Here is a 21874-nt window from a genome sequence, read left to right as displayed (position 1 = left end):
ACTTTGTAGTCCGTACGGGAATCGAACCCGTGTTACCAGGATGAAAACCTGGCGTCCTAACCCCTAGACGAACGGACCAAATACAATCTTTATGATTGCGGGTGCAAATATAAGATATTTTTTTATACCTGCAATTAATTCTTTTTAATTTTTAATATTTTTAAGGTTTAATTTTTTACTTAAATCTTAAAATAATATTGTAGTCCGTACGGGAATCGAACCCGTGTTACCAGGATGAAAACCTGGCGTCCTAACCCCTAGACGAACGGACCAAAACAATCTATTTTGCGATTGCGGGTGCAAATATACAAACTGTTTTCATATACACCAAACCTTTTTTATTTTTTTTAATACGCTTTAGCAAATAAAACTCTTTCTATTGATGGTTTTCCAGTAAAAACACATATTCCATCCTCTTTTTTAGCATCATTCGCTATACAACGTATTGTAGCTTTTGTTAATTCTTTAATTTTATCTTCAGTCTCAATTGTCCCATCCCAATGAGCAGAAACAAAACCTCCTTTATTTTCTATAACTTCTTTAAACTCTTCAAAAGAATTAACTTCAGTGATATGTGAGTCTCTATAGTTTAAAGCCTTAGTAAATAAGTTTTCTTGTATCTCTTCTAATAATTTAGTTACATGCTCTACTAAATCTATTTGGTTAATTGTTTGCTTCTCAAAGGTATCTCTACGAGCAACTTCAACAGTTCCATTTTCTAAGTCTCTATTCCCTATGGCAACTCTTACAGGAACACCTTTAAGTTCATACTCAGCAAACTTTGCACCAGGCCTCATTGTATCTCGAGTATCAAATTTTACAGAAACTCCTTTACCTCTTAACTCTTTAACAAACACATTAACTCTTTCAGAAATAGCGTCTAATTGTTCTTCTCCTTTATATATAGGAACAATAACAACTTGGATAGGTGCTAATTTTGGAGGCAAAACTAAACCTGCGTCATCAGAGTGTGTCATTATTAAACCACCTATTAAACGTGTAGAAACACCCCATGAAGTAGCCCAAACGTATTCTTGCTTACCTTCTTTAGATGTATACTTAACATCAAATGCTTTAGCAAAGTTTTGACCTAAGAAATGTGAAGTTCCCGCCTGCAAAGCTTTACCATCTTGCATTAATGCCTCAATTGTATAAGTAGCTTCTGCACCAGCAAAACGTTCACTTTCAGACTTTGCTCCTTTAACAACAGGCATTGCCATAAAGTTTTCTGCGAAATTTGCATACACGTCTTGCATTTGTTTTGATTCAAAAACAGCTTCAGCTTTTGTAGCATGAGCAGTATGCCCTTCTTGCCATAAAAATTCAGCAGTACGCAAAAACAGGCGTGTTCTCATTTCCCAACGAACTACATTTGCCCATTGATTAATTAACAAAGGTAAATCTCTATGAGACTGAATCCATTTTTTATAAGTACTCCATATAATTGCTTCTGACGTAGGGCGTACAATTAATTCCTCTTCTAATTTAGCTTCAGGATCAACGCGTAACTTCCCTTCATTATCAGGATCATTTTGCAAACGGTAATGAGTTACAACAGCACATTCTTTAGCAAATCCTTCAGCATTTTTTTCTTCAGCTTCAAACAAACTCTTGGGAACAAAAAGAGGGAAATAAGCATTTTCGTGTCCTGTTTCTTTAAACATTCTATCTAATTCTGCTTGCATGTTTTCCCATATTGCATATCCATATGGTTTAATCACCATACAGCCTCTTACCGCTGAATTCTCAGCTAAATCGGCTTTTACAACAAGTTCGTTATACCATTTAGAGTAGTCTTCTGCTCTTTTTGTTAAATGTTTGCTCATAATCAAAAGTTTGGCATAAATATTGTTATCTTTTATGCGTAAAATTGTATGTGCAAAACTACATTAAAAAGCCTACAAGCCCAACAAAAAATAGTTTTTTGCAAAATCATTTAAATAATTTTATTGTTCTAACTTAAAAATAATAGACATGAAACCACAATACTTCAAAACAAAACCTTACATATTCATATTATCATTATTTTTAATAACCTCCTTTATTTCTTGTGGTACAATGCAAACTGTAAGTAGCAGTGATGGTATTTATGATGATGAAGTTGAAAGCACTCAAAACCAAGAACCTCAACGTAAAGTTGTTGTTATGGATACTAATGAATACAATAATTATAAGGAAAACTATTTTAGGAAAGAAGTTGAACGTTTAGAAAATTTAAATGGCTCAGATGTTTTTACTGATATTGAAAACTACAGATCTGATACTAGTGAGTACGATTATGAAGAAGATGTTATTGATGAGGAAACTCCTAGAACTCGCATTACTTATAATTCAAATGATCCATGGGGCTATAATAGTAATAGTAATGATGTAGTTATAAATGTAAACACATACCCAAGATGGGGATTCTATAACGATTGGGGTTGGGACTCATATTATGGATATAATTATAGACCATGGTGGCGTTCTCGCTTCTACAACAACTGGGGATACAATTCATACTGGCACCCATATAATTATGGTCATTACTACTCTGGTTTTTATGTAGGATGGAATAATAACAATTTTTATTGTCCTCCATATTATAGAAACAATTATTTTAACAATCGTTATTATAGAGCCAATAGAGGTGCTAACCCATATAGAGCAGTTACTTCTAGAAGAAATTATAGTAGTAGACGAGGGTATAGTGCAAGAAATACAACTAGATCAAGACGTTCATCGAATGTATACCGAAGAAGCTCAAGAACAAATAGAACAGCTAGTAGTCCAAGAAATGACAGAACTAGAAGAAGCTACAATACAACAAGAGGTGACAGGTCAACAAGATCAGTAAGAAGAACTAGAACAAGACAATACTCAACTGGAGGGCATAAACCTACAAGATCAGTAAGAAAGACTAGAACAACTAGACAATATTCTACTGGAGGACATAAACCTACGAGAAGAGCTAATACTCGATCTACAAAAAGTAATACAAGAAGCTACACACCATCAAGAACAAAAAGAAGTTCAAATAGAAGCTACACACCTTCTAGATCTAGTAGTAGATCAACTCGCTCTTACACTCCAAGCAGAAGCTCTTCTAGAAGCTCAGGATCGAGAAGTTCAAGAAGTAGTTCTAGCAGCAGAAGAAGATAATTTATTTAAAAAAAATTAAGAAACATGAAACGAATTTTAATAGTTGCAATTTCGATTGCATCATCTCTTAGTGCCTATTCACAATCACTAGATTATAATGATTTAGGCCTTTTGTTTTCAAAAGATGATAATTATGGTACAGCAAGATATGAAGCTATGAGTGGTGCTTTTGGAGCTTTAGGTGGTGATATTTCAGCTTTTAGTATAAATCCTGCTGGTAGTTCTGTATCAAAAATTAGTACTGCTTCGGCTACCCTAAGTAATCGAAATACAGATTATTTAACTTCGTATTACGGAAATTCTTCATCTTCACAAAATGATTATTTCAACCTTTCACAGGCAGGCGCAATTCTTTCTTTTGATACTGCGTATAATTCAGAATGGAATCGTTTTGCTCTTACTTTTAATTATAAAATTAAAAGTGATTACAGCTCTTTTTATTCAGTTAAAGGGAATAGCGGTTTCTTATTTCATAGCGAACATTTTAACGATACAAGTTCACCAAAAAATAAATTTGATGGTTCTATTGAACAAGGTTATTCTGTAGAAAAATCAGGACAATCAAGTGTTTTCAATCTAGGTTTCTCAGCAGTTCATCAAAACAAATTATTTTTGGGAGCCTCGTTAAATTTTCATGATATAGATTTAAGCAGAGTTGCTTTATTAAACGAAGAGAATGATGATGCTAATGGAAATATATTAAAAGCAAAAAACAGAATAGATTCTTATATACAAGGTAACGGTGTGTCCTTAAGTTTAGGGTTTCTATATAAATTAAATAAAAATATTCGTGTTGGTTTAGCCTACGAAACTCCTACTTGGTATGAAGAGATAGCAGAGGACTATAAAAATGACTTAATACTATCAGATGTATCTAATTTAGGAATAAACGGTGGAAGTGATTTAATAAGTGAATTATATATCTATAGATTCAAATCTAATAGTAGAATAACAGCAAGTGGAGCCTACATATTTGGTAAACAAGGATTGATAAGTTTCGATTACACCTATAAAGATTACCCAAATATAAAATATAGAGAAAATGATACAGCTTTTATTGAAGCTAATCAAAATTTTGCCACTCAATTTAGAGCTACTCATGCATTAAATGTTGGTACTGAATGGCGTTTTGACAGATTAAGCATTAGAGGTGGTTATCATTATGAGAAAAACCCTAATCTTTTATCTGCTGTAGGAGGTAGTGTTAATAAAGATAATATCAAAGGGTTCTCAGCTGGTTTAGGTTATAATTTTGGTAACATGAAAATTGACTTATCATACAGAAAGTCTGAAAATTTAGAGTTTCAAACATTATACAATTTAGGAGACATTAGCCTTAATAATAATACGAGTAGAATATCAGGAACTGTTACTATAAATTTATAATTATATAAAATTAACATACAGAAAAGGTCTTGTAATATTACAAGACCTTTTCTGTATATATATATCAGTTTTTTACCGTAATTTTGCATTTCATTTATTATGACATGGATTCAATAAAAATTAACATACAAGAAACTAATAATGAAACTATTATTAAATTTGTGAGTAACACAATTTTAATTAATGGTGGAAGTTATGAATTTAACAATATAGACGAGGCTAAAAACTCACCGCTAGCTCAACAACTTTTTTACCTTCCTTTCGTAAAAAAAGTTTTTATTACTGCTAATTTTATCGCAGTTCAAAAATTTGATATTGTTCAATGGAGTGATGTTGAAGAAGAAGTTAAAGAACAGATTCAAAACTATATTCAACAAGGAAACCCTATAGTTAAAGAAGAAACAACTAAAAAAGACGCTACTGAAGTTTATGCTGAAGTAACTCCAAATCCAGCAGTAATGAAATTTGGAACTAATAAAGCGTTAACACAAACTGATGTTGAGTTTAAAAACATTGATGAAGCTAGTAAATCTTCTCCTTTAGCACAAGCCTTGTTTAATTTTCCTTTTGTGAATGAAGTATTTATTTCAGAAAACTATATTTCTATTACTAAATATGACATGGTAGAATGGAATGAGGTATATCAAGAAGTTCGTACTTTTATTCGTGGATATCTTCAAGAAGGTAAAAAAATAATTTCTGAACTTCCTAAACAACAAACTAAACAAAATGTTGAAGTTCCTAAAGAAAACTTATCCGACACTGAAGCAAAAATTGTTGATATATTAGACGAATATATAAAACCAGCAGTAGCTTCTGATGGAGGTAATATTGCCTTTCAATCGTATGACGAAAACTCAAAAAGAGTAAGTGTTATTTTACAAGGAGCATGTAGTGGTTGCCCATCATCTACCGTAACATTGAAAAATGGTATTGAAACCATGCTAAAAGAAATGTTACCTAATCAAATTAATGAAGTAATTGCTATTAACGGATAATTTTACACTTAAAATCATCAACTTTTTATGTCTGAACAAGTAAAACCATATAAAGATTCCGAATTAGGAAAAAAAGAGCAAGTAGCTCAAATGTTTGATAATATTTCTGAGGATTATGACGGTTTAAATCGTGTTATTTCCTTAGGTATTGATGTTAGTTGGAGAAAAAAAGTTGTTAAATTAATTGGAGAAAACAACCCTAAACAAATACTAGACATTGCTACTGGAACTGGTGACCTTGCTATAATGATGGCAAAATTAAATCCTGAAAGAATTGTTGGACTAGATATTTCTCAAGGAATGTTAAATGTAGGAAAACAAAAAATAGAGAAAGTTAGCTTATCTGATAAAATAAAAATGGTAGTTGGTGATAGTGAAAACATTCCATTTGATGATAATACTTTTGATGCTATAACAGTTTCTTTCGGTGTTCGTAACTTTGAAAACTTAGACAAAGGCTTAAAAGAAATACTTCGTGTTTTAAAACCAGGAGGAAAATTTGTTGTTTTAGAAACTTCAAATCCAACTAAATTCCCGTTTAAACAAGGTTATAAGTTTTACACTAACTTTATATTACCAGTAATTGGTAAACTTTTCTCTAAAGACAAAGTTGCTTACTCTTATTTATCTGAAAGTGCAAATTCTTTTCCTTTTGGAGAAGCTTTCAACAATATTTTACAAAAAAATGGGTTTAAGAATGCAAAGAATTTACCTGTAACTTTTGGGGTTGCATCAATTTATACAGCTTTAAAATAATATGTTTAAAAATATTTTATTATTCGTTTTACTATTAACAACATCATTAACAGCTTTTAGTCAGGCAGAAAAAATACTAAACCTCCCTAGTTTTGACAAACCATTATTTCATTATGGTTTTTATTTAGGTCTAAACAACAACAGTTATAAGGTTTCTTATAAGCCAAGCGCTATAAGTTCTCCAAACATAGAAGTTAGCTCATCTGTTGGTTTTAACGTTGGTTTAATAGCAGATTTAAGATTACATAATAATATCAATCTTCGTTTTGAACCAGGATTAATGTCAAATACAAAAACTTTAGTTTTTAATCACATTGGTGGCACAAACGAAAATATAAAAACAAGAGAAGTTGGAGCAACATTTCTTCATTTACCAGTAATTTTAAAGCTAAGTACAAATAGACTTAATAATATTAGACCATATGTACTAGGTGGTTTATCCTTTGATTATAACTTTTCAAGTAATGAAAGTAGTGATGATGATAATTTTGCAGGAAAGTTTAGAACTACTACAGGAAACTTCATGTATGAAATAGGAATAGGAGTTGACTTATATTTAAATTACTTTAAATTCTCTCCTTCTATACGTGGTGTATTTGCTATAAATAATGAAATTAAATACGACAACACATCTCCTAGTCAATGGACAGATCCAATTGACTTTCTTGGTACTAGAGGTATCTTTTTACATTTATCTTTCGAATAACTCGCATTACAATAAAAAACAAATGGCTTCCAAAACTGGAAGCCATTTTTTTTAAAAGAAAATTCTTCTCTTTTAACCTTATTAGATAGAAGTCCCCCGAAATCTATCAATTATATAATAAGACACCTTTATAATTAAAAAGGTCACATATTTTTTCAAAAAAAAATAAAGACTATCAAATTTGATAGTCTTTATAGCGTAAAGTTTTTACTTTACTATTAGATAGAAGTCCCCCGAAATCTATCATTAATATTATCTATAACAATAGTTTATACTGTACAAATATATGGATATTTTTTAACATCTCATCACTTCACAAAAACTATTTTACTGTTAACCACATCTTTAATTGGTAATACAACATTACCATTTGAAGTATTAATAGTCATACAAATGTTATCAATTGCAGTAACTACTCCTTCTACATCACCAACAATTACTCTTTGACCAATACCTATATTTTTTCTAGAATAATAGCCAAACAACAATCTTGTTACCACATCCTTTGCTCCTAGTCCGAAAGCTATTGTAAACGCTAATAACACAGAGCCAATAACCAATGTTAAATTACTTTTTATTACTGAAGTATCAACACCTGCCTGATCTAGAGCTGTTATAGACAAGAATACTACGATTAAATAAAAAGCAATGTTACCTACTAAATTACCTCCTGAAATTTCAAACGATTTAAACATTGACTGGATGGCCTTTTTTACCATAGTTCCTAAATATGCTCCTGCTACAAAAATTCCAAGTGCTGTTAATAATTTTGGTAAGTAAGCAAAGAAACTTTTAATTCCTTCAGAAACTGCTACAATGCCAAAAATACTTGACCCTGCCATTACAAAAATTAAGATTAAAAACCATTTAAGTACTCCTAAAATTATTTTAGTTAAAACAATATTTATTGTAGAGTTTCCAAAAATTTCAGTTTTATTTAATTTTTTAGACCATTCATCTATTTTAGTTTTTGCTAAAGCTTTTCGTACGATATACAAAAACACTTTTATAAATAGCCAAGCTATTATTATAAAACTAATGAACCCTAAAACGGTAGGTATAGAATCATTTAGGTCATTCAATATTTTTTTAAAAGGATTGAGAATATTCATTTGTAAAAAAATCATAGTAGTATTAGTTTAATTATAACAGTTATTCAGTTTCTTTATTATCAGTTTTTTCTTGAGTTCCACCACCGTTTAATAAGTCAGCTACAACATTAGGGTATTTTACCACAAATAAATCAGCTACATCTATAGAAAGCTTAATCATTGCCACATCATTAAGTACTTTTTCCTTAAGCACCTCTGGCAATTCTTCGTTATGTAATATTTTCTTAAATGGATTATCCATAATAATTACAACTCATTATACGTTTTTACGACTTTCTCTTTAGCTCGCTTCAAACGCATTTTAACAGCGCTTTCGCCTAATTCTAACACTCCTGATATTTCTTTAATACTCATATCATCTTGATATTTCATTAATAAAATCATTTTTTCAGAAGGTGGTATCATTTCGAGTACTTTAGCCAACTTTTCTGACTTTAACTCAAATAATGTGGTATCATCAATCTCATCAAACCCACTATCTTCCTCTTTAATTTGGTCAGTTACTACTGTAACTTTTTCTTTTTTCTTTGCGCTGTTCCTTTGAACATAATTCACGCAAAAATTATATGTAAATGAATATAACCAAGTAGAAAATTTAGATTTCCCTTTAAAAGTACGCAATTTTACAAATAAACGAATAAAAAGATCGTGCGTTAAATCCTGTGCTTCCTCTTTACTTTTAGAGAAACCATAGCATTTATTATACACAACGCCAGCATATCGGTCATATAAAATAGCGAATAAATGAGTATCATTTTTCTCTACTATTTTTTTAACCAGCTCTTCGTCACTTAATTTTGTAACATCAATACTTTTCAAAGGCTAAGTTTGATTATTGTTTGTTTAGACTTGTAGTAAAATAAGACACATTCTTTTTTAACAAGTCACTTTCTTATTTTTAACTCAATCAAAATTAACAATTCTTTAACGGTTATGGAATTAAATTTAAAAAAAATAATAACTTTTGTAACATTTTTTAATAATGCTACGTATAAGTATATGTAGAGTGATTGATAATTATAAAAAAATAGTTTTTTTTACATGAGACAACTTAAGATTACAAAGCAGGTTACCAATAGAGAAACTGCCTCATTAGATAAATATTTACAAGAAATAGGAAAAGTAGATTTAATTACTGCTGATGAAGAAGTAGAATTAGCTCAACGTATAAAAGCTGGAGATCAAAGAGCTTTAGAAAAGCTAACAAAAGCAAACTTACGTTTTGTGGTATCTGTAGCTAAACAATATCAAAATCAAGGTTTAACTCTTCCTGATTTAATTAATGAAGGGAATTTAGGTTTAATTAAAGCGGCAAAGCGTTTTGATGAGACTAGAGGATTTAAATTTATCTCATATGCAGTTTGGTGGATTCGTCAATCTATCTTACAAGCACTAGCTGAGCAATCTCGTATTGTTCGTTTACCTTTAAATAAAATTGGTTCCATTAACAAAATCAATAAAATGTATGCTTTCTTAGAGCAAGAAAATGAGCGCCCTCCAAGTGCTGAAGAAATTGCTAAGAAATTAGACATGACAGTTAATGACGTTAAAGAATCAATGAAAAATTCTGGTCGTCATGTATCAATGGATGCTCCTTTAATTGAAGGTGAAGATTCTAATTTATATGATGTATTAAATTCTGGTGAATCTCCTAACCCAGATAGAACATTATTACATGAATCATTACGTATTGAAATTAACCGTGCTTTAGAAACTTTAACTCCTCGTGAAGCTGATGTTGTTAAATTGTATTTCGGTTTAGGTGAACACCAACCAATGACATTAGAAGAAATTGGTGAGACTTTCGATTTAACTCGTGAGCGTGTTCGTCAAATTAAAGAAAAAGCAATTAGAAGATTAAAGCATACATCTCGTAGTAAAATCTTAATGACTTACTTAGGATAATAACACATACAATAGCAAATAGTTATTATAACTATTCGTTTTGGAATTAATAAAAAAGAAAACTCTTGAATCATCAAGAGTTTTCTTTTTTAGTTATTGCCCTTATTAGTTTTAACTATATTTGCATCACAACACAACAAACAAATACATTTAATGGAAAAACTTATTGCTCCTTCAGTTTTAGCCGCTGACTTTGGAAATTTACAGCGTGATATAGAAATGGTTAACGATAGTAAAGCTGACTGGTTTCACATAGATATTATGGACGGAGTTTTCGTTCCGAATATTTCTTTTGGAATGCCTGTGCTAAAATCAATAGTACAACATGCTAAAAAAACAGTTGATGTACATTTAATGATTGTAGACCCTGATAGATATATTGAAACTTTTGCTGATTTAGGAGCAAATATACTAACAGTACATTATGAAGCGTGTACACATTTACACAGAACTATACAAGCAATAAAAGCTGCTGGTATGAAAGCTGGAGTTGCTTTAAACCCACACACGCCTATAGCAGTTTTAGAAGATATAATTCATGATTTAGATTTAGTTTGTATTATGAGTGTTAATCCTGGGTTTGGTGGGCAGTCATTTATTGAAAACACTTATAAAAAAGTACAGCAACTAAAAAACCTTATTGAATTTAACAACGCTTCAACTTTAATTGAAATTGATGGAGGGGTAACTGATCAAAATGCCAATAAATTAGTTGAAGTTGGTGCAGATGTTCTTGTTGCTGGTAGTTTTGTATTTAAAAGTGAAACTCCTATAGAAACTATTGAAAATTTAAAAACAATTGTTAATTAAATTTTTAATTGATATAAAAAAGGTGGTAAAAAATTAATTTTTTACCGCCTTTTTTATTAGTTATATTGTTCTAATAAATAGTAAATTAAATCTGTAGTAGTAACTATACCTTTTAATTCACCTTCTTCAATTACTGGTAATGCATGAAACTCTTTTTTAGATAAAATTTCTGCCACCTCCTTTATTGTATTTGAAGGACTCACTGTTACTAAATTCTTTGCCATAACCTGTTCTATTGTAAACATATTATATACTACAGTATCTACATCACTTTCATCTTCATCAATAGCATCAGCAAAGCTAATTCTCAATAAATCAGTATAACTTAACATCCCTACTATACTCTTACCACTTACAACAGGGATATGTCGTATATCATTTTCTTTAAATAGTTTTTCAGCCATCATTAAGTCATCTGATAAATTTAGTGTGATAACATTTTTAGTCATTATTGTTTGTACTGGTGTTCTTTTTTTCATCTTAAATATGGTTTTATTATTTCTATTTCTATATCAAATTTCAGAAAATATCTCGATAGAAAAACTGATTTTTATCAGTAAAACAATAATTATATATTCGTAACTTATTAAATGCTTTTTATTTTAAAAAGTAGTATTTTTACAAAAAAGCCAACAAGTTTTGATAGAAGAATTAAAAAACAATTACGGTTATTTATTTGAAGAAGCTTTATTAGAAGAAATAAATGATGTAGCCATTTTAAAGGAATTTAAAGCTGATGTTACCATTATTGAAACTGAAAGTTATATTGTTTCGATCCCTTTATTACTAAGTGGAGCTATTAAAATTTTAAGAGAAGATGAAAATGGCGATGAACTCGTTTTATATTATTTAGAAAGAGGAGACACTTGTGCAACTACATTATCATGTTGCATGGGGCAAACAAAAAGTAAAATAAGAGCTGTCTCTGAAACTGATGTTGCTTTATTAATGATTCCTAAGCAAAAAATGTCAGAATGGTTAAGTAAATATAAAAGTTGGCAAGAATATATTTTACAAAGTTACCATAATAGATTACAAGAATTTATAGAAGCAGTTGACACTATTGCTTTTTTAAACATGGATCAACGTTTACTGAAGTATTTACGAGACAAAGCCTTAGTAAATCATAACGATATAATAAGTGTAACTCATCAACAAATTGCTAATGATCTTCACACATCAAGAGTTGTTATATCAAGACTTTTAAAATCTTTAGAAAAACAATCAAAAATAGAACTACAGCGTAATCAAATAAAAGTTTTAGAACTTTAAACACTTGATTTATATATTATAAATCATTCTTTATTTAAATAACCCTTAGGCTCTAAACGACATACACCCCTGAATATCAATTTAAAACAAAATATTATTCAATAATATTTACAATCACTCCTGCAAAAAAGAATTTTTTTCATTTTTCTAATAAAAAAGAAACTTCATTAAATATTTATTTCTCTTTTTACATAGATTTACCATGTTATCAACCTTAATTTCAACCATTTGAAAAACACAAGATAACAGTTCGATTGATCAACGAAAAAACACAAATAAAATGAATTCTATTATTTGATAGTATTAACAATAAATATTAATCGTAATGAAAAAAAACGTAATTAAATCTTCAATTGCGTTTGCAACAATAATATTGGCAATTTATTCTTGTCAAGATTATGATAACGCAAACCCTTCTAATATTGAAAATCAAAATCTAATTTCAATAGAACACCTAAAAGATGAAAACCTATTAGGAACTGCTGCAGCTACTCCATTTAATACTGGGTATTATGGCGCATACAAAACATATAAAATGGCAAGTGGCCAAAGTTACATAGAATGGGCAGTACCAAATTTAAAATGGTTTTTTGGTGTGAACCCAACAGTATATAATTGGAGAGGAACAAATACTAATAATATGTTAGCTTACTCAAACCCAAATCGTGTTTTTATTGGAGAAACTTGGTGGAATAGCATGCTATTAAACTATGATGCTTATGCAGCAAAATCTATTATTGCTCACGAATTTGGTCATATCTTACAATATAACAATAATTGGTACTGGGCTTCAGGGAAAAATCAAGAAATAGGAGCAGATTTCTTTGCTGGTTACTGGTTAGCTAGTAATGTTGGTCAGAATATTTCTTGGCAAGAAGCCTCAAACTCTTTTAAAAACTTTGCAGCTATTGGTAACGGAGTTTCTCATGGTTCTTCTACCGAAAGGCAAGCAGCTGCTAAATTAGGGTATTACACGGGCTATTATGCTAATACTAAAGGTTTTTTAGGTTGGGATAAAGTATATAAACTACTTGTTCGTTTTTGGGGATACATAGGTCAAGGTACTTATTGGTACGATAGTACTGATTATTATAGAACTAGCAAAAAAGCTAAGAGTAAAAAAATGTATGAGGGGCTTTCAAATAAAGAAGCTGATTTTTTTGAATTTATGATGCTTAATTATAATGAAATCTTAGATATCAAAAAAGGAAACGTTTCAAAAGAAGAATTTAGTAAGTTTAAACTAAAAAAAACTAAATAGACTTAAAGCCATTTCTAATGAAATGGCTTTTTATATCCGTTATGTAACAAATGTTACATTAAAAACCAATAAAAAATACTAAATTTATAATATAATAATCGGAAAATCAGATATTTATAATTTAACCTCGGATTCTATTATTACGTTTAGTCCCTCCCCTGTAAAAGCATCTTTTTTTAATGAAAAAGATGCTTTTATATTAAAACTGTAACATTGGTTACTGATTACCTTTTTTTTCAGAAGTAAATTTGCCTGCAACAAAATGTGTAAATATGAAAATAAAGCTTTTCAACTTTTTAATAGTTAGTTTTTTTCTTTCCAATACTATTAGTGCTCAAAATAATGTACTTATCTCTAAAAAAGAAGTCCTTAATAAAGTTACAGAAAACAATTCTTCTCTTAAAATAAGTAAACAAAATTATTTGCAAGCTCAAGCAAACTATAAACAAACAAGTGCTATTTTTTTACCTAACATAACCGCTTCTCATACTGGTTTTATTACGACTAATCCTTTGATGGCATTCGGAAGCAAATTAAATCAAGGAATTTTAATTCAAGCAGATTTCAATCCTCTTTTGTTAAACAATCCTAAACGCACTCAAAATTTTGCTACAAAAATAGAAATTCAACAACCGATATTAAATATTGATGGACTTTATAAACGTAAAGCTGCAAAAACCAAAATGGTGGCAACTAGTTTACAAATTCAACGTACTAAAGATTTTTTATTGTTTGAAGCTGAAAAATTATACATGCAATTACAATTGTCATATAAAAATGTATATGTTTTAGAAAAATCATTAGAAGCGGCAAAAGCAAACTTACAAGTGGCTGAAAATAGTCTTGAGCAAGGTTATTTACAACGTGCAGATATTTTAGCTATAGAAGTACAAGTTACGGAGGTCAAAAATCAATTATATACTGCTAATAATACCATAGAGAACATTTCTAACCACTTATCCTTTTTAGTCAGTGAAACACAAAACAATATTTATCAACCTGCTGATAGCTTAGAAGTAAAACCTTTTAACACATTATCAAATAAAACGCTATCTGATAACCGCTCAGATTTAAAAGCAATGCAATTAACTTCAGAAACTTATAAAAAAATGCACACTGCAAATAAAATGAGTTTTCTACCTACATTAAACGCTTTTGGTAGTTATGAATTATATGACAATAAAATTTTTAGTGCTAATAGTAATGGCTATTTAATAGGTGCTCAATTAAGTTGGAATATTTTTAAAGGTGCTGAACGCTATGGAAAAATTCAAGGAAGTAAAGCTGCTTATGAAAAATCAAAACTTGAATACCATCAGTATAAAGCTAAAAGTGAGTTAGAACTAAACAAAACTAAACGCATTCTAGCATATACTGAAAAACAATTAAATTTAACAAAACTAGCGTTAAAGCAATCTTCAGAAGCATTACGAATTCGAAAAAACCGTTTTAAAGAAGGGTTAGAAAAAACCTCAGATTTACTAATAGCAGAAACTCAGTATGCTCAAAAACAATTACTGTACTATCAAACAGTATATCAATATAACTATACCAAAGCATATTTAATTTTTTTAACAAAAGAATAATTACACAAATGAAAATCATTTATAAAATCACACTTGTTTCGATATTCTTATTACTTTTTAGTTGTGGTAAAAAGGAGACAAAAACACACATAAATAACAATCCGAAAACTGCTGTAAAAGTAAGTAAAGTTATTACTAACAATAATAGTCTTTTTATAACAACAAGTGGTAAAATACAAGCAGTAAACAATGCTGATTTAAGCACACGCATAATGGGGTTTGTAAACAAAACTCATGTTAATATAGGTGACAAAGTAAAAAAGGGACAATTATTAATCTCAATAAACAATGCTGATTTACAAGCAAAAAATGCTCAAGTAAATGCAGGTGTTACTGAAGCTAAGGTTGCTTTTAACAATGCTAAAAAAGACTATACTCGTTTCAAAAATTTACTCACTAAAAATAGTGCCTCACAAAAAGAAATGGATGATATGACAGCACGTTTTAAAATGGCTAAGGCTCGTTTAGAATCTGCTAATCAAATGAAAAATGAAGTGAGCTCTCAATTTAAATACACAAATTTAACAGCTCCCTTTAATGGTGTGATAACAGCAAAGAATATAAAGCCTGGAGATATGGCAACTCCAGGAAAACCTTTAATATCTATAGAAAATCACGATATCTTTGAAGTTATAACAATGATTCCTGAAAATGAAATTTCAAAAATTCAAAAAAACATTGAGGTCAATGTTCTTATAAAGTCAATCAATAAAACTATTAAAGGAAAAGTAACAGAAATAAGTCATTCTGCAAAAAATACAGGAGGTCAATATATAGTCAAGATAAGACTAAATAAGACTAACACAAATGTTTTATCTGGAATGTACACAGCTGTTCAATTCCCTATAACTAAAAAAACAACAACGTCTGACATTATTTTAATCCCTAAAAAAGCAATTATCACTCGTGGTCAATTGTCGGGTATCTATACAGTAAGTCAAAGTAAAACAGCAATATTACGTTGGTTACGATTAGGAAGAACTTTTGGAGAAAACATTGAGGTATTATCAGGTTTATCAGCTAACGAGTCTTACATAGTTTCTTCAGAAGGCAAACTATATAATGGCGTAAGTGTTTTAATTAAATAATTATAAAAATCGAAAATATGAAAGAAGGTTTAGCAGGAAAAATAGCGAAAGTCTTTATAGACTCTAAGCTAACTGTACTTCTAATGATCGTGTTTATGGTTATTGGAGTTTACAGTTCTTTTTTAATTCCTCGTGAGGAAGAACCTCAAATAGATGTGCCTATAGCAGATATTTTTGTTGGATACCCAGGAGCAAGTCCCAAAGAAATTGAATCAAAAGTAATAAAACCATTAGAAAAACTAATTTCAAATATTAAAGGAGTTGAGTACGTATATTCAACTTCAATGAAAGAACAAGGAATGGTTATTGTTCAGTTTTATGTTGGTGAAGATATTGAACGTTCATTTGTAAAACTCTATAACGAAATTAATAAGCACATGGATCAAATGCCAGAAGGTGTTACTATGCCGCTTGTTAAAACTAGAGCTATTGATGATGTGCCCATGTTAGGATTAACTTTATGGAGTGAAAATTATGATGACTACCAATTAAGTCAAATAGCTCAAGAATTAGATAGTGAAATTAAAAAAGTAAACGATGTTGCAATCACTCATAAAGTTGGAGGAAGAAACAGGCAATTACGAGTAGTTTTAGACAAAGATAAACTTGCTTCTAGTGGATTAGATTTTTTAACTGTTTCTGAAATGATTAAAAAAAACAATTCTCAATTAAGCTCAGGAAGTTTTTCTAAAGGTGATACAGAATTCTTAGTAAATACTGGTAGATTTTTAGAATCAGTATCAGATGTTGAAAATTTAGTCGTTGGAGTACAACAAAATCAACCTATTTATTTAAAACAAATTGCTACAATTATTGATGGTCCAGAAATACCAAAAAATTATGTTTCATTAGGTTTTGGACAAGCTAGCCCTAAGAAAAACAACTATAAATCTGAATACCCAGCAGTTACCATTTCAGTAGCAAAACGAAAAGGTGCTGATGCCATGAAAATTGCTGAAGTTATTATTGATAAAGTTTCTCATTTAAGAAAAACTCTTATCCCTGATGATGTGCATGTAGAAATTAGTAGAAATTATGGAGAAACAGCTTCACACAAAGTCTCTGAACTTCTACTCCATCTTATTGGCTCTATTATAGCTGTAACATTAGTAGTTATGCTTGCAATGGGATGGCGTGGTGGCTTAGTTGTTTTTTTATCAGTTCCAATTACGTTTGCCTTAACGTTGTTAAGTTACTACATGTTAGATTATACTTTAAATAGAATTACACTATTTGCATTAGTATTTGTAACGGGTATTGTAGTTGATGACTCTATTATTATAGCTGAAAACATGCACAGGCATTTTAAAATGAAACGCCTAGCTTTTAAAGAAGCCGCACTATACGCTATTAACGAGGTTGGTAACCCAACTATTTTGGCCACTTTTACAGTAATAGCATCAGTATTGCCAATGGCTTTTGTTTCTGGCTTAATGGGGCCTTATATGGCACCAATGCCAATTGGAGCTTCAATAGCAATGATTTTATCACTCTTTGTTGCTTTAACAATTACACCATATTTAGGTTGTATTTTTTTAAGAGAAAAAGAAAATAAAGGCATTAAATCAAAACCTGAAAAAACAGTAGAAGAAACATTTATTTATAAAATTTATGATAAACTTGAAAGACCTTTATTAGAAAATAAAGTAAAACGTTGGTTCTTTTTAGGAGGTACTTTTTTAGTACTAATAGGAACTATGTTTTTATTTTTCACTAAATCTGTAGCTGTTAAAATGCTACCCTTTGATAATAAAAATGAGTTTCAAGTAGTTATTGATATGCCTGAAGGTACGACCCTAGAAAGAACTGGAGTTGTAGCACAAGAGATTTCACAGTATTTATCTACCCGTCCAGAAGTATTAAATTATCAAAATTATATTGGAACATCAGCTCCAATAACTTTTAATGGTTTAGTTCGTCATTATGATTTACGAGGTGGAAGCAATATGGCTGATATTCAAGTTAATCTAATTGACAAAGGTCAACGTAATATACAAAGTCATGGCATTGCAAAATCAATGCGTTCTGATATTCAAAAAATAGCTTCAAAATATAATGCTAATGTAAAACTGGTTGAAGTTCCACCAGGACCTCCTGTTTTATCAACAATTGTTGCTGAAGTTTATGGCCCAGACTACAAGGAGCAAATTAAAATTGCAAATAGCATTCAAAACATTTTAAAAAACACGGATGATGTTGTAGATATTGACTGGATGGTTGAAAGTGATCAAATAGAATATCAATTTAAAATCAATAAAGAAAAAGCGATGCTTTATGGTGTTACACCTCAACAGATAGCATATATAATGAACATGGCTTTGTCAAATCGTCCTATTACAAATTTATACGATGAAAATGCATCAAATCAAATTGGTATAATACTAGCTTTAGATGAAAGTGAAAAATCTACTATTAGTGATATCTCTCAACTTAAAGTTACATCTCAACAGGGAAATATGATTCCTATTGGTGATTTAGTAGATATCCAACAAACCACAAGTGAAAAAAGTATTTTCCGAAAAAATCAAAAACGTGTTGTTTATGTCATGGCTGACATGGCAGGAAAACTAGAAAGCCCTGCTTATGCAATTTTAGGTATGGAGGAAAAATTAAAACAAATAAAAATTCCTGAAGGTTATAAATTAAATGAAATGTATCTCGGGCAGCCAGATTATGAAGATGATTATACTGTAAAATGGGATGGTGAATGGCAAATTACATTAGAAGTTTTTAGAGATTTAGGAATTGCTTTCCTTGGAGCTATTCTATTAATTTACATTTTAATTGTTGGTTGGTTTCAAAACTTTAAAGCACCAATCGTTATGATGGTAGCAATACCTTTGTCTTTAATAGGAATTATTTTAGGACATTGGATGATGGGAGCTTTTTTTACAGCTACTTCGTTTATAGGAATGATTGCTTTAGCTGGTATTATGGTTCGGAATTCTGTTTTACTGATTGACTTTATCAATTTAAGATTAGCAGATGGCATTCCTTTAAAACAAGCAGCTATTGAAGCAGGAGCCGTTCGTACAACTCCTATTTTATTAACAGCTGGAACCGTTGTAATTGGAGCTTTTGTAATTCTCTTTGATCCTATTTTTCAAGGATTAGCTATATCATTAATGGGAGGTACTATTGTTTCAACAGTACTTACTTTATTAGTTGTACCATTAGTATACTATATGATAGAGAAGAAAAATCATAAATAACAAATTCCGCAACCTTAAAAGTAATAACAATGTTAAATAAATATTTCAGAACAATAGTAGGCACATTTATTTTATTAAGTATTGTACTAACAGTATATATAAATCATAATTGGATTTGGTTTACAGTATTTATTGGTCTAAACCTAATTCAATCAGCATTTACTAAATGGTGCTTACTAGAAACAATTTTAATCAAAGTATTTAAAATAAAACATTAACCCTTTATTCTTTTTAAACACCAAGAGGCTATCATGAATGATAGCCTCTTTTTAATTATGAATAATAAGTATTCATAATCAAACAACTGTAAAACTTATAAAATATTCAAACTTGCAATCATTTTTACTTTATTAGCCATTGTAGCATAATTAGGTGAGAATTTTATAACCTCATCTGCTGCTGCTTTATATTGAATTTCATTCCCATTTCCTTTTACAGTAAATGCATATTCAATAGTATCAAAACCAACAGGAGAAGTTTCATTAACACCCAAAAAACCTTGAAGATCTAGCCCAGATTTTATCTCTAAACTTACTGATTCTAATTCTATTCCTTTAAGTGAACACATTGCTACAAAAGTAACCATCATACATCCTGAAAGCCCACCCAACATATAATCTTGTGGTGTCGGAGCTGAATGTGCTCCTAATAATTGTTCAGGTTCATCAATAGTAAATGAAAAATCGTGAGAAATAGTATCATTTCCTAAAGTAAGATCATTGGTGGTAACACCTACTTTAGTACCTCCCATCCATGTTGCTTTAATACCTCCATTATACATCCCATTTGTAGCATTTTTCTCAACTGTTGCTTTGTAAGTTCCTAACGCTTCTAAATTTAATCCGTTAATCATCATTATATTTATTTGTTTTTCTAGTTTAAATAACCGTTTTCTATTAATTGTTTTTGAACTTCTATATATGTTTCTTCATATAATTTATCTATATCATTTATAGGCATAAACGCATCAGAAAATCCAGGTTTTTCAGGATCAATCATTAATTTAATTGACTGAATAAAGTGTTTAATTAATTCCTTTGGGTTTTCATTTCCTACAGATATTCTCATCGTAGTCTTATAAATTCCTGCTTTCAATAATGCATCTTGATCTAGTTCTGAATGCGAAGTAAATGCTGGACATAATAATGTTGTATTAATTTGACCTAAACTCACTTGAAAACCAAATGCAGGTGCTAAAGTGTCGAAGAATTTTTTAAATGCTGAGTCACTTACTCCAGCTTTTTCAAAATCAATAGTAAACAATGGAGCTGCTAACTTATACTTACTAACTTTTTTCATAATGGCATTATTCTCATTATTTTCAATGGCATTACATATTACTGACATTTCTGGATTTGAGTTGAAGAATTTAGCAAGCACTAATGTATTTACACATTTTTGAGTCATCCTTAAATTCAACGTTTTCATTCCAGATAAAATTTCAAAAGCAGCATCAGCATTTAAAAAAGCACCTTTAATATAATATACATTCCAAAAGAGCGACTCATCCCAATTTATTCCATCTACTTTTTCTCCTTTTGGCACAAACATTAAACTGTTTTTTCCAATTATTCCACCCGCAATTGCATTACCTGAGCCAGTAATATCTTTTGTGTAACTATGAAATAAGAAATCTGGTCGACATTCTTCATCTTCTTCTTGTAAAGGTTTAATTAAAAACGGAGTTGCCACAGTTCCATCTAACATCACCATATAACCATTTTGTTTTGAGTATTTACATATTGCAGGAACATCTAACATATAACCATGTGGATTACATGGTGACTCTATATATATATGTATTTTTTTTCCATTTTTTATTTCATCTTTATATGTTTCTTTTGCATTATCCATTACTGGTTTAAAATCTTCTAATGTATATCCATCAAACCAAACAACCTGAATATCCATTTTGTTCTTTTTTGCAAAAAAATCTTCTATCAATTGATAAGCTCCTCCATAAATATTTCTAGATACAATTAGAATATCTTGATAACTCAATACATTAGATAATAACGCATCTATTGCTGCCATACCACTATTAAAATTCCAAGCAGTATATTCATTTGCATATTTACCTGCTTCTAAATGAACCATATGCGTACCTAAAGCCATTGATGTTGGATTTAGTGATCTTGAATAAATATGATGAATAGATTCTTTACCATTAAAAGCATCATCTATCCACTCTGTACATGAATAATCATAAGTAGATGTTCTAGCAATTACTGGAGTTGCTGAAAACAAAGCTGCAATATTATTAAATAAAGGCATTGGGCCTTTTGCATTTAAAGTAGCATCCGATTGCTCTAATGACTGGTATGTTTGTTTCAATGGTCCTTGCAAAGTTTCCAAAACTTTAGCTATTTGAAAAGACATAAAGCGCTTTGCATTAAAATACGCTACTTTTTCACTTGCATCTAATTTGCCTACAGTGTCATTTGTAATCTCCTGAAGTTTTGATATATCAGATTGTGCGGTGTAAATATCTATAGCTGCTTTTTTTAATGTCTCTCCATAAGCGCTATTAGGATTAATTTGAAAATATGCTAACTGCTCAATTGCTAACTCTTCGATACTAGAGCAAGTTGTAGAATTTCTTTTTGGTGATAAAACCTTTGTGTTGTTTAAAGTACTCATT

The 21874-nt window shown here is 30.1% G+C and carries 20 protein-coding genes and 2 tRNA genes; 13 read left to right on the top strand and 9 right to left on the bottom strand.

Translation table 11 applies throughout. The features are described 5' to 3' along the window. Positions 1 to 6: 6 nt before the first annotated feature. From DS884_RS12385 to proS, 3 genes are all read right to left on the bottom strand, one after another. Positions 7 to 78, bottom strand: a tRNA-Glu gene (locus tag DS884_RS12385). 122 nt (positions 79 to 200) lie between these two features. Continuing rightward, a tRNA-Glu gene (locus tag DS884_RS12380) sits at positions 201 to 272 on the bottom strand. A 75-nt stretch (positions 273 to 347) separates the two neighbouring features. After that, positions 348 to 1826: a proline--tRNA ligase gene (gene proS / locus DS884_RS12375; RefSeq protein WP_113786963.1), complete on the bottom strand. Its 1479-nt coding sequence runs from the start codon at positions 1824 to 1826 to the stop codon at positions 348 to 350. 148 nt (positions 1827 to 1974) lie between these two features. Between proS and DS884_RS12370 the strand changes: the two genes are divergently transcribed. The 5 genes from DS884_RS12370 (at position 1975) to DS884_RS12350 (ending at position 6987) form a co-directional block, all read left to right on the top strand. Further along, positions 1975 to 3141: a hypothetical protein gene (locus DS884_RS12370; protein WP_113786962.1), complete on the top strand. Its 1167-nt coding sequence runs from the start codon at positions 1975 to 1977 to the stop codon at positions 3139 to 3141. Positions 3142 to 3165: 24 nt separating this feature from the next. Further along, on the top strand, positions 3166 to 4527 hold the full coding sequence (locus DS884_RS12365; protein WP_113786961.1) for an OmpP1/FadL family transporter: 1362 nt from the start codon (positions 3166 to 3168) through the stop codon (positions 4525 to 4527). A gap of 104 nt (positions 4528 to 4631) precedes the next feature. Then, positions 4632 to 5525, top strand: a complete 894-nt coding sequence (locus DS884_RS12360) for a NifU family protein (protein WP_113786960.1) — start codon at positions 4632 to 4634, stop codon at positions 5523 to 5525. Positions 5526 to 5552: 27 nt separating this feature from the next. After that, positions 5553 to 6281 (top strand): bifunctional demethylmenaquinone methyltransferase/2-methoxy-6-polyprenyl-1,4-benzoquinol methylase UbiE, encoded by a 729-nt coding sequence (gene ubiE, locus DS884_RS12355; protein ID WP_093868665.1) that lies wholly within the window; start codon positions 5553 to 5555, stop codon positions 6279 to 6281. A 1-nt stretch (position 6282) separates the two neighbouring features. Then, positions 6283 to 6987, top strand: a complete 705-nt coding sequence (locus DS884_RS12350; protein ID WP_093868664.1) for a porin family protein — start codon at positions 6283 to 6285, stop codon at positions 6985 to 6987. Positions 6988 to 7295: 308 nt separating this feature from the next. Here DS884_RS12350 and DS884_RS12345 read toward each other — a convergent pair whose 3' ends face one another. Genes DS884_RS12345 through DS884_RS12335 form a run of 3 tightly spaced genes read right to left on the bottom strand, consistent with a single transcriptional unit; the run spans position 7296 to position 8918 of the window. Beyond that, complete coding sequence (locus DS884_RS12345; RefSeq protein ID WP_113786959.1) at positions 7296 to 8114, bottom strand: mechanosensitive ion channel family protein; 819 nt, start codon at positions 8112 to 8114, stop codon at positions 7296 to 7298. A 25-nt stretch (positions 8115 to 8139) separates the two neighbouring features. Continuing rightward, positions 8140 to 8340 carry a hypothetical protein gene (locus DS884_RS12340; RefSeq protein ID WP_093868662.1) on the bottom strand — a complete coding sequence of 67 codons (201 nt, stop codon included), beginning with the start codon at positions 8338 to 8340 and terminating at the stop codon, positions 8140 to 8142. 5 nt (positions 8341 to 8345) lie between these two features. After that, positions 8346 to 8918, bottom strand: a complete 573-nt coding sequence (locus tag DS884_RS12335; RefSeq protein WP_093868661.1) for an RNA polymerase sigma factor — start codon at positions 8916 to 8918, stop codon at positions 8346 to 8348. Positions 8919 to 9140: 222 nt separating this feature from the next. Here DS884_RS12335 and DS884_RS12330 point away from each other — a divergent pair, with 222 nt between their 5' ends. Both DS884_RS12330 and rpe read left to right on the top strand, forming a co-directional pair. Continuing rightward, positions 9141 to 10004 carry an RNA polymerase sigma factor RpoD/SigA gene (locus DS884_RS12330; RefSeq protein WP_093868660.1) on the top strand — a complete coding sequence of 288 codons (864 nt, stop codon included), beginning with the start codon at positions 9141 to 9143 and terminating at the stop codon, positions 10002 to 10004. Positions 10005 to 10157: 153 nt separating this feature from the next. Further along, positions 10158 to 10814, top strand: coding sequence for a ribulose-phosphate 3-epimerase (gene rpe, locus DS884_RS12325; protein ID WP_093868659.1), 657 nt, complete (start codon positions 10158 to 10160; stop codon positions 10812 to 10814). 56 nt (positions 10815 to 10870) lie between these two features. Here the strand turns inward: rpe and DS884_RS12320 are convergent, their stop codons facing one another. Beyond that, complete coding sequence (locus DS884_RS12320; protein ID WP_093868658.1) at positions 10871 to 11293, bottom strand: CBS domain-containing protein; 423 nt, start codon at positions 11291 to 11293, stop codon at positions 10871 to 10873. A 160-nt stretch (positions 11294 to 11453) separates the two neighbouring features. On the opposite strand from DS884_RS12320, the gene DS884_RS12315 reads away from it, so the two are divergent. The 6 genes from DS884_RS12315 (at position 11454) to DS884_RS12290 (ending at position 19451) form a co-directional block, all read left to right on the top strand. After that, the gene (locus DS884_RS12315) at positions 11454 to 12086 is read left to right on the top strand and encodes a Crp/Fnr family transcriptional regulator (protein ID WP_093868657.1); all 633 of its coding nucleotides are present in this window, start codon (positions 11454 to 11456) and stop codon (positions 12084 to 12086) included. Positions 12087 to 12411: 325 nt separating this feature from the next. Next, on the top strand, positions 12412 to 13347 hold the full coding sequence (locus tag DS884_RS12310) for an ImmA/IrrE family metallo-endopeptidase (RefSeq protein WP_113786958.1): 936 nt from the start codon (positions 12412 to 12414) through the stop codon (positions 13345 to 13347). A gap of 272 nt (positions 13348 to 13619) precedes the next feature. Then, positions 13620 to 14933: a TolC family protein gene (locus tag DS884_RS12305; RefSeq protein ID WP_093868655.1), complete on the top strand. Its 1314-nt coding sequence runs from the start codon at positions 13620 to 13622 to the stop codon at positions 14931 to 14933. Positions 14934 to 14941: 8 nt separating this feature from the next. After that, positions 14942 to 16021, top strand: coding sequence for an efflux RND transporter periplasmic adaptor subunit (locus DS884_RS12300; protein WP_113786957.1), 1080 nt, complete (start codon positions 14942 to 14944; stop codon positions 16019 to 16021). A 17-nt stretch (positions 16022 to 16038) separates the two neighbouring features. After that, on the top strand, positions 16039 to 19233 hold the full coding sequence (locus tag DS884_RS12295) for an efflux RND transporter permease subunit (protein WP_113786956.1): 3195 nt from the start codon (positions 16039 to 16041) through the stop codon (positions 19231 to 19233). A gap of 29 nt (positions 19234 to 19262) precedes the next feature. Next, positions 19263 to 19451: a DUF2892 domain-containing protein gene (locus DS884_RS12290; protein WP_113786955.1), complete on the top strand. Its 189-nt coding sequence runs from the start codon at positions 19263 to 19265 to the stop codon at positions 19449 to 19451. Between the two features lie 95 nt (positions 19452 to 19546). Here the strand turns inward: DS884_RS12290 and DS884_RS12285 are convergent, their stop codons facing one another. Together DS884_RS12285 and DS884_RS12280 are read right to left on the bottom strand one after the other, a co-directional pair. Next, complete coding sequence (locus DS884_RS12285; protein ID WP_113786954.1) at positions 19547 to 20089, bottom strand: OsmC family protein; 543 nt, start codon at positions 20087 to 20089, stop codon at positions 19547 to 19549. Positions 20090 to 20106: 17 nt separating this feature from the next. Continuing rightward, positions 20107 to 21873 carry a PLP-dependent transferase gene (locus tag DS884_RS12280; protein ID WP_113786953.1) on the bottom strand — a complete coding sequence of 589 codons (1767 nt, stop codon included), beginning with the start codon at positions 21871 to 21873 and terminating at the stop codon, positions 20107 to 20109. Between the last annotated feature and the right edge of the window lies 1 nt (position 21874).

The sequence above is a fragment of the Tenacibaculum sp. E3R01 genome, from assembly GCF_003318185.1.
In the GTDB taxonomy this organism is placed as follows: Bacteria; Bacteroidota; Bacteroidia; order Flavobacteriales; family Flavobacteriaceae; genus Polaribacter; species Polaribacter halocynthiae.
Note: the sequence above shows the minus strand (reverse complement) of the source record. Positions and strands in the feature narration are given on the sequence as shown.